Source organism: Archangium sp., assembly GCF_036389735.1.
GTDB lineage: Bacteria > Myxococcota > Myxococcia > Myxococcales > Myxococcaceae > Archangium.
Window position 1 is genome coordinate 1 of the sequence record NZ_DASVWK010000594.1, and the last position, 6,727, is coordinate 6,727.

8 protein-coding genes are annotated in these 6,727 nt (G+C 72.0%); 5 read left to right on the forward strand and 3 right to left on the reverse strand.

Translation table 11 applies throughout. The features are described 5' to 3' along the window. From VF794_RS20765 to VF794_RS20780, 4 genes are all read left to right on the forward strand, one after another. Positions 1-314: inorganic diphosphatase (locus VF794_RS20765; protein WP_331113039.1), on the forward strand; the 314-nt coding region annotated here is incomplete at its 5' end. A gap of 41 nt (positions 315-355) precedes the next feature. Continuing rightward, complete coding sequence (locus VF794_RS20770; RefSeq protein ID WP_331113041.1) at positions 356-1,231, forward strand: diiron oxygenase; 876 nt, start codon at positions 356-358, stop codon at positions 1,229-1,231. After that, a complete protein-coding gene (locus VF794_RS20775) occupies positions 1,228-2,628 on the forward strand; it encodes a phospholipase D-like domain-containing protein (RefSeq protein WP_331113043.1) in 1,401 nt (466 codons plus the stop codon). Before VF794_RS20770 ends, VF794_RS20775 begins: the two co-directional genes overlap by 4 nt. Further along, positions 2,625-3,617, forward strand: a complete 993-nt coding sequence (locus tag VF794_RS20780) for a 1-aminocyclopropane-1-carboxylate deaminase/D-cysteine desulfhydrase (protein WP_331113045.1) — start codon at positions 2,625-2,627, stop codon at positions 3,615-3,617. Before VF794_RS20775 ends, VF794_RS20780 begins: the two co-directional genes overlap by 4 nt. On the opposite strand, the gene asnB is transcribed toward VF794_RS20780, so the two are convergent. From asnB to VF794_RS20795, 3 genes are all read right to left on the reverse strand, one after another. Further along, the gene (gene asnB / locus VF794_RS20785) at positions 3,582-5,546 is read right to left on the reverse strand and encodes an asparagine synthase (glutamine-hydrolyzing) (protein WP_331113047.1); all 1,965 of its coding nucleotides are present in this window, start codon (positions 5,544-5,546) and stop codon (positions 3,582-3,584) included. The two genes, VF794_RS20780 and asnB, sit on opposite strands and share 36 nt — an antisense overlap. Positions 5,547-5,594: 48 nt before the next feature. Next, entirely contained in the window at positions 5,595-5,855 is a 261-nt protein-coding gene (locus tag VF794_RS20790) for a hypothetical protein (RefSeq protein WP_331113049.1), read from the reverse strand. 90 nt (positions 5,856-5,945) lie between these two features. After that, positions 5,946-6,269, reverse strand: a complete 324-nt coding sequence (locus VF794_RS20795; protein ID WP_331113051.1) for a hypothetical protein — start codon at positions 6,267-6,269, stop codon at positions 5,946-5,948. 148 nt (positions 6,270-6,417) lie between these two features. Here VF794_RS20795 and VF794_RS20800 point away from each other — a divergent pair, with 148 nt between their 5' ends. After that, positions 6,418-6,657 carry a DUF2380 domain-containing protein gene (locus VF794_RS20800; protein ID WP_331113053.1) on the forward strand — a complete coding sequence of 80 codons (240 nt, stop codon included), beginning with the start codon at positions 6,418-6,420 and terminating at the stop codon, positions 6,655-6,657. Positions 6,658-6,727 lie beyond the last annotated feature (70 nt).

Below are 6,727 nucleotides of genomic sequence, written 5' to 3' on the forward strand. Positions count from 1 at the left end.
CCACCTACCCCGGCGTGGTGCTGCCCTGCCGCGCGCTCGGCGTGCTGAAGGTGGATGAGAAGAAGAAGCGTGGGACCGGACGGCAGCGCAATGACCGGCTGCTCGTCGTCCCCACCATCGCGGCGCGCGCGGAGAGCCTGACGGACCTCAAGGACCTGTCCCGCCGGGAGCGCGACGAGCTGGCACACTTCTTCACCGCGGTCGTCGCCTTCACGGAGAAGGACGTGCGCGTGCTCGGCTGGGAGGGAGCCGCCGCCGCCGACCAGATGGTCGAGGCGTGCGCCGCCGAGTACACGAAGAAGGCCCAGCGCTAGGACTGGCCCGGGGCCCGCGCCGATTGCTACAGTCGGAACGCGTGCACACCGCCACGCTTCCGGCCGCCCCCGTCACGGCCTCCCTCCCTGGTGCCTGGGGACGCATCGACTGGTCCCCCCCGGTCCCCAACCACTTCCTCATCCCCGAGCACCACTACCGCATGCGCGGGGACTGCTCCTTCCTCACCCCCGAGCAGCGGGTGCGCCTCAACCACCTCTCGGTGCGCTTCAGCTGCGAGTCCTTCGTCCACTTCGAGCGCTACGTCATCGAGTACCTCGAGCGCTACCCCGCGCGGCTCGGCCCCCTGCCGGAGCGGCGGGTGCGCTGCTTCATCGACGAGGAGCGCGTCCACGTGGATGCCTTCTACCTCGCGTTGGAGCGGCTGCGTCCGGACCTCCATGCCGGACGTCGGCTGCGGATGCACCACTGGAGCTGGGTGGATCGGCTGCTGCTGCGCGTCTCGCCCTCCGTCACCTTCTTCCTGCTGGCGGCCCTCTTCGAGGAGATGACGCTCTACGTCCCGGTGGTGATGGACGAGCGCCCCGAGGAGTCCTACCCGCCGCTGCACGAGGTGATGCGCCTGCACGCCCGCGAGGAGCGGGGCCACGTGGCCCTCGATGAGCGTGTCCTGGCGCACGCGGCGCGGGAGCAGCCTCGCTGGCGCGTGGGGCTCCAGGTACTGTTGATGATCGGTGTGATGGCGTGCGTGGGCATGCAGATGGACCGGGCCTGGAAGCGGGGCGTGGAGCAGTTCGCCCGAGACGAGGGCCTCACCGCACGCCAGCGCCGGGCGCTCCAGGGCAAGCGCCTGTCCACCTCGGACGAGCTGGGAGTGCGGAGCTTCTCGAAGCGGCTCGCCAGCTCCCCGCTGTGTGGGGCGGGCCTGCTGCGCGCCGTGCTGGACAGGCTGACGTGAGCGCGACGGCCCAGGTGGCCTACGTGGGCGAGCCCCGACGGCTCGCCCACAGCCTCCACGAGCTCATCCAGATGGCGCGCGAGAGCATCGTGCTCCAGATGTACCTCTTCGCCGCGGATGGGCACCTCTCGCTGCTGCGGCCGGGGCACGGGCGCTTCCCGCAGGCGCAGCTGGTGGCCGACTGGCTCATCGAGAAGCGTCGGCGCGAGCCGCACGTCCTCGTCGTCGTGGTGCTCGACACCAACACGCCCGATGACCCGGCCCGCGTGCGCATTCCGGGAGACCTGGTGCGCCACCAACTGGAGCGCGCCGGGGTGCTCGTCCTCAACGCCAACCTCTTCCATACCCGCTTCGAGGCCCGCCGTACGCTGCTGCCCGGCATGGACTTCCACCTGCGCTGGCACGAACACGGGCCCGAGGACTGGGTGGCCCGCCAGCAGCACTGGCAGTCGCTGCACAACGTGGAGGACCACCGCAAGAACCTCGTCATCGACCAGGGGGCCTGGGGCGCCGTCACCTCGCACAACCTCTTCGACGCCGCGGCGTACTGGCACGAGAACCTCCTCCTCTTCGATGGCGAGCCGGCCCGGGCGCTGTGGCACTCCGCCCGCGAGGCACTCCGGCTCGCGCTGGAGATTCCCCAGCGGCTCGATGACGCGGGGCGCGCGGCCCTCCAGGCCCTGCTCTCCCGCGAGGCCCCGGGCCCCCTGCCCTACGAGACGCGGCCCCTCGCCCTGGCACTGGAGCGCTTCACGGCGCCCGAGGCCCCGGCCCTTCCTCCATCGCCGCCGAGATCCGCGCGGCTGCGGGTGCTGGACAACGAGGCCATCCGCCCCGCGCTGGAGGCCGCCATCGACCACGTGCCCCCAGGGGGCCACATCTCCGTGGCGACCACCTACTTCTCGGACCTGCCGATGCTGGAGCGGCTCTTCGACGCGGCCCGGCGGGGCGTGTCGGTGCGCGTCCTCATCGACGACACGGCCGCCCTGCCCCTGCCCGCGTCGGCCGCCTTCTTCGTGCGGCAGCTCGTCAACCGGCGCGTGCTCGAAGCGGCTCGCCGGCGGGCGCCTCCCGGCTTCGCGCTGCGCGTCCACCGCTCCGGCGGGGGGACGATGATGCACCTGAAAACGGCGGCCTTCGTCAGCCCCGGGGGCAAGGCCCTCCTCATCGGCGGGCAGGCCAACTACACGCCCAACTCCTTCAATGGGGCCTGGTGGGAGACGGACGTGGAGGTGGAGAGCCCCGAGCTGGTGGCGGACTTCCTCGTGCACTTCGACGCGCTGTGGACGCTGCCCGCGTGCGAGCCCCTCCAGCCGATGAGGCCCTGGGCCCTGCCCTGGGCGCACGCGTGCCTGGCCACCCTCGCGCTCCTGTCGCGCTGTGGATTGCAGCCATGAGCGTCGCGCTCACCCCCACCCCCGTCCAGCTCGCCCGGCACGTGTCGGAGGCCCTCGGCCGCGAGGTGTACGTGAAGCGGGACGACCAGACGCACCCGGTGTACGGCGGCAACAAGGTGCGCAAGCTGGCCATGCTGCTCGCCGAGGCGCGAGCGCGTGGGGCCACGGACCTCGTCCTCGTGGGCGCGGCGGGCTCCAACCACGTCCTCGCCACCACGGTGCACGGGCGGGCCCTGGGCTTCGCGGTGACGGCCTTCGTCGTGCCCCGCCCTCACTCGCCCGAGGCGGAGGAGTCCCTGCGAGCCGCCGCCGCCCTGGGTTGCCGGCTCGTGCCCACGCGCAGTGAGTGGACGGCCGCCGCCCGGGTGGCGCACGAGCTGCTGCGGCTGAAGCTGCGCGGCCGCCGCCCCTGGTTCATTCCTCCCGGGGGCAGCTCGCCCGTGGGCGCGCTGGGCTATGTGCGCGCGGTGGAGGAGCTCGCACGGCAGCACGCGGACGGAGGGCTTCCGTGGCCGGACGTGATGGTGTGCGTGCTCGGCTCCGGGGGCATGGTGGCGGGGCTCGCCGCGGGCGTGCGTGCGGTGGACCGTCCATGCCGGGTGGTGGGCGTGGGGGTGTGGAGCGCGTGGGCGTCCAACCGCACGGCCCTCACGTGGATGGCTCGACGCACACTGGCGCTCGCGAGCGGCCCCGGCCACGCTCCCCCGCGCCCCACCCCGGAACTGGAGGTGGACCTGAACCAGCTCGGCGCGGGCTACGGGCACCCCACCGAGGCGGCCCTGGAGGCCCAGGCCCTCTTCGCGCGGGACGGAGTGGTGCTCGACACGACCTACACGGCCAAGGCCGCCGCGGGGTTGATGGCCCTCGCCCGCACCGACCCGCGTCCCCGCCGCTTCCTCTTCTGGCACTCGCTCTCGTCGGCGCCGCTCGCGCCGCTGCTCGGCTCCGGCGAGCTACCCGAGCCGCAGGTGCTCGCGCTGCTGCGCTGAGGGCACCGACGGAGTCCAGACGGGCAGCTCACACAGCCCACCGCCCAGGAAGAGGTGGTGCCACAACTGCGTCGTCACCACGCCCGACAGCCCCGCCTCCAGCACGTAGCGCCGGGGCGCGTACGCCGGCAGCCGCTCGACGAGCGCCCGGGCCCGCTCCACCGCGAGCGGCGCGAACCAGCCGGAGGCGCGCAGGGACTCGGCGGACAGGAGCTGCTCGGCCCAGCGCGGCCGGTGGAGGCCATGGAACACGGGGTTGGCGCGGAACATCGCCTTGGGCCTGCGCGCCAGCCGCTCGGGCACGAGGCGCGCCGCGAGCTGGCGCAGGAGCCATTTGTCCGTCAGGCCGCGCAGCTTGTACTCGGGGGCCAGACTCGCGGCGAAGGCGACGACATCCTCGTCGAGGAAGGGGTAGCGCGCCTCCACCGAGGAGTGCATGGAGACACGGTCTCCCTTGTCCGCCAGCAGGTGGCCGGCCAGCAGCAGCTTGTGCTCGACGTAGAGCGACTGGTGCAGCGGGTGCCAGCGGTGCCGCCGGGGGTGGTTCAGGTCCAGCTCGTCCAGGGGTGAGGCGTCACCAAGCCGCTCCCACAGGGCCTCGCTATAGAGGAAACCCCGGGCGCGGGAGAGCGGATCGAACAAGTCCTCCTGGGCACACCGTCCCTCGCCCAGGAGCGCCGGCAGGGGCGCGCGTGCCGGCCCCACCAGACCGAAGAGGGCACGGCGCAGGAGTCGGGGGCCCCAGGCGGCCCCGTGGCGCTCCAGCCAGGAGAGGACGTGGTGCGACTTGTACCAGGGGTAGCCGGCGAAGGCCTCGTCGGAGCCCTCCCCGGTGAGGACGGCCTTGAAGCCCCGCTCGCGTACCCGGCCCGCCAGGCGCAGCAGGCACGCATCCGCGGTGTCGAAGACGGGCGCCTCGGTGGCGACGACCAGCTCGGGGAAGGTGTCGGCGATGGCGGTGGGACCCAGGGCCACGACGTCGAGCTCCGCGCCCACGGCCCGGGCCGCCGCGGCGGCATGGGGACGCTCGTCGAGCCCCGCGCCTTCCAGCCCGATGGTGAAGGCCCGAGGGGCCGTGCCCCGCACCCGGGCGGCGAGCGCCAGCGCGACGGTGGAGTCCAGGCCCCCGCTGAGGTAGGCCCCCACGGGCGCATCACCGCGCAGCCGGCGCTCCACCGACCGCGAGAGCACGGCCTCCAGCTCGTCCACCAGCGCTTCGGGACGCTCGGTACGGCGCTCCTCTCCCGCGTCCGGGAAGTCGAGGTCCCAGTAGCGGCGCGACACCACCGCGCCCTCCCGGACGACGAGGAAGTGCCCGGGAGGCACGGGGCGGATGCCCTCGAAGAAGGAGCGGAAGGCGGGGGCGGCGAGAAAGCAGAAGAGGTGATTCAACCCCCGCGCGTCCGCGCGTGCGGGGACGAGCCCCGAGGCCAGCAGGGCCTTCACCTCGGAGGCCCAGAGGAGCCAACCGTCACGCTCGGTGTAGTACAGCGGGCAGATGCCCACCCGATCCCGGGCCAGCAGCAGCGTGCGGCGCGAGCGGTCCCACAAGGAGACGGCGAACTGGCCCCGGGCGCGCGAGAAGGTGCCCTCGCCATGCTCCTCGTAGAGGTGGACCCAGGCCTCGGTATCGCAGCGCGAGGCGAGCGTGTGACCCCGAGCGAGCAGCTCCTCGCGCAGCTCGGGGTAATCGTAGAGTTCGCCGTTGCTGGCCACCCACACGTCGCCGGACTCATTGGACAGCGGCTGGCGCCCACCGACGGGGTCCACCAGGGCGAGCCGGCGGGTGGCCAGGGCCAGACCGGGCTCCAGGTGGAGGTGCTCGTCATCCGGGCCGCGATGAGCCAGGGCGAGCGCCATGCTCGCGAGCCGCTCCCGGGGGAAGAGGCGCGTTCCCTTCAGGTCCAGGGCTCCGGCGATGCCGCACATGGCCGGGGACTCTACACGGCCCGGGGCGGAAGCATCCGCCCCTCGGGATTACATCTCCCCCACCGACTGCATCACCTTGTCGTCGAAGTCCTCCCGGATCCGGATGATGCGCGACCAGCGACCGTAGCGATGATCCGGAAAGCAGTCCCACTCGGAAGCGGGCGGCTCGAACACGATGGGTTCGTCCACGAACTCGATGACACGCACCTGCTCGTTCTCGGCCGGCGGAGTCGAGACCACCACCTCCCCACCCGGGAAGGGCACTGGTGGGGTGAGGGTGAGTTGGAGCGCGACCAGCAGCATCTTCATCGGGCGACCTCCGGGGAATGCGCCCGCAGCATGCCTGACCCGGGGCCCGGAGCCCAGGTGGTCGGCGCGCCCTCCGTGTACCAGGCGACCCTATTTCCCCTGGGCCTGAGTGGTCACCTCCACGACGAAGGCCACGGGCTCGTCGCCTACAACGCGGTACAGGGCACGAATCCCGTTGCCCTCGCGGATGTCCTCCACCGTGCCCATCTGCCCATCCAGGAGCACCACCGTCCGCGGCCTCATCTGAAGCCGCAACTCGGGCTCGCCGCGCACCGAGACGAGCACCTCCCGCCCGTCCACCGACAGCACGTCGCCCACGATCTCCTGCTGCGCCTCCGCCTCCTCGGAAGTCGCCGGTTCCCGCGCATCCTCCTGCGCTGACGCCCGCGGCATTCCCAGGAGCAGTGCGGCCATTCCCGCAAGCAACCCGCTCGCGCCGATTCGCATGTCGTCCCCCATCGTCTTCAGCACGACTTCAAAGATGCACCCTGTCCCCCGTGTGCCACCCCTGGCGGGTCCGCGCAGGGCACGAGTGCCTGCACGCCTTCCGAGGACGGAGGCCGTGAAGAGACATGACCTCCGGTTCTCCACCCTCATCGTTCGTACCGAGCGCTTCGCCGAGGCCTCCCAGCGGCTGGGATTGGACAGTGGCGGGCCCGACGGCGGCCAGTGGAACGAGGCCTGGCGTCGGTTCCAGAAGCAGAACGCAGGAGCCACTACGGGGGAGATCTGGCGGTTCGCGTTCGAACTCATGTTCTTGTTCAAAGTGAATGGCCCACTCGTGCCCTACTGCCAGGATTGAGCCGAGGAGCACACGAATGCGGTACTTCAGAGTCCAGGAAGACAGGACCGCGGGTTACACAGGTGATGTA

Bases quoted from the DNA above. Each gene is read 5' to 3' on its own strand.
- asnB (WP_331113047.1), bottom strand. From the start codon at position 5,546: ATGTGCGGCATCGCCGGAGCCCTGGACCTGAAGGGAACGCGCCTCTTC.
- VF794_RS20795 (WP_331113051.1), bottom strand. From the start codon at position 6,269: ATGGCCGCACTGCTCCTGGGAATGCCGCGGGCGTCAGCGCAGGAGGAT.
- VF794_RS20790 (WP_331113049.1), bottom strand. From the start codon at position 5,855: ATGAAGATGCTGCTGGTCGCGCTCCAACTCACCCTCACCCCACCAGTG.
- VF794_RS20780 (WP_331113045.1), top strand. From the start codon at position 2,625: ATGAGCGTCGCGCTCACCCCCACCCCCGTCCAGCTCGCCCGGCACGTG.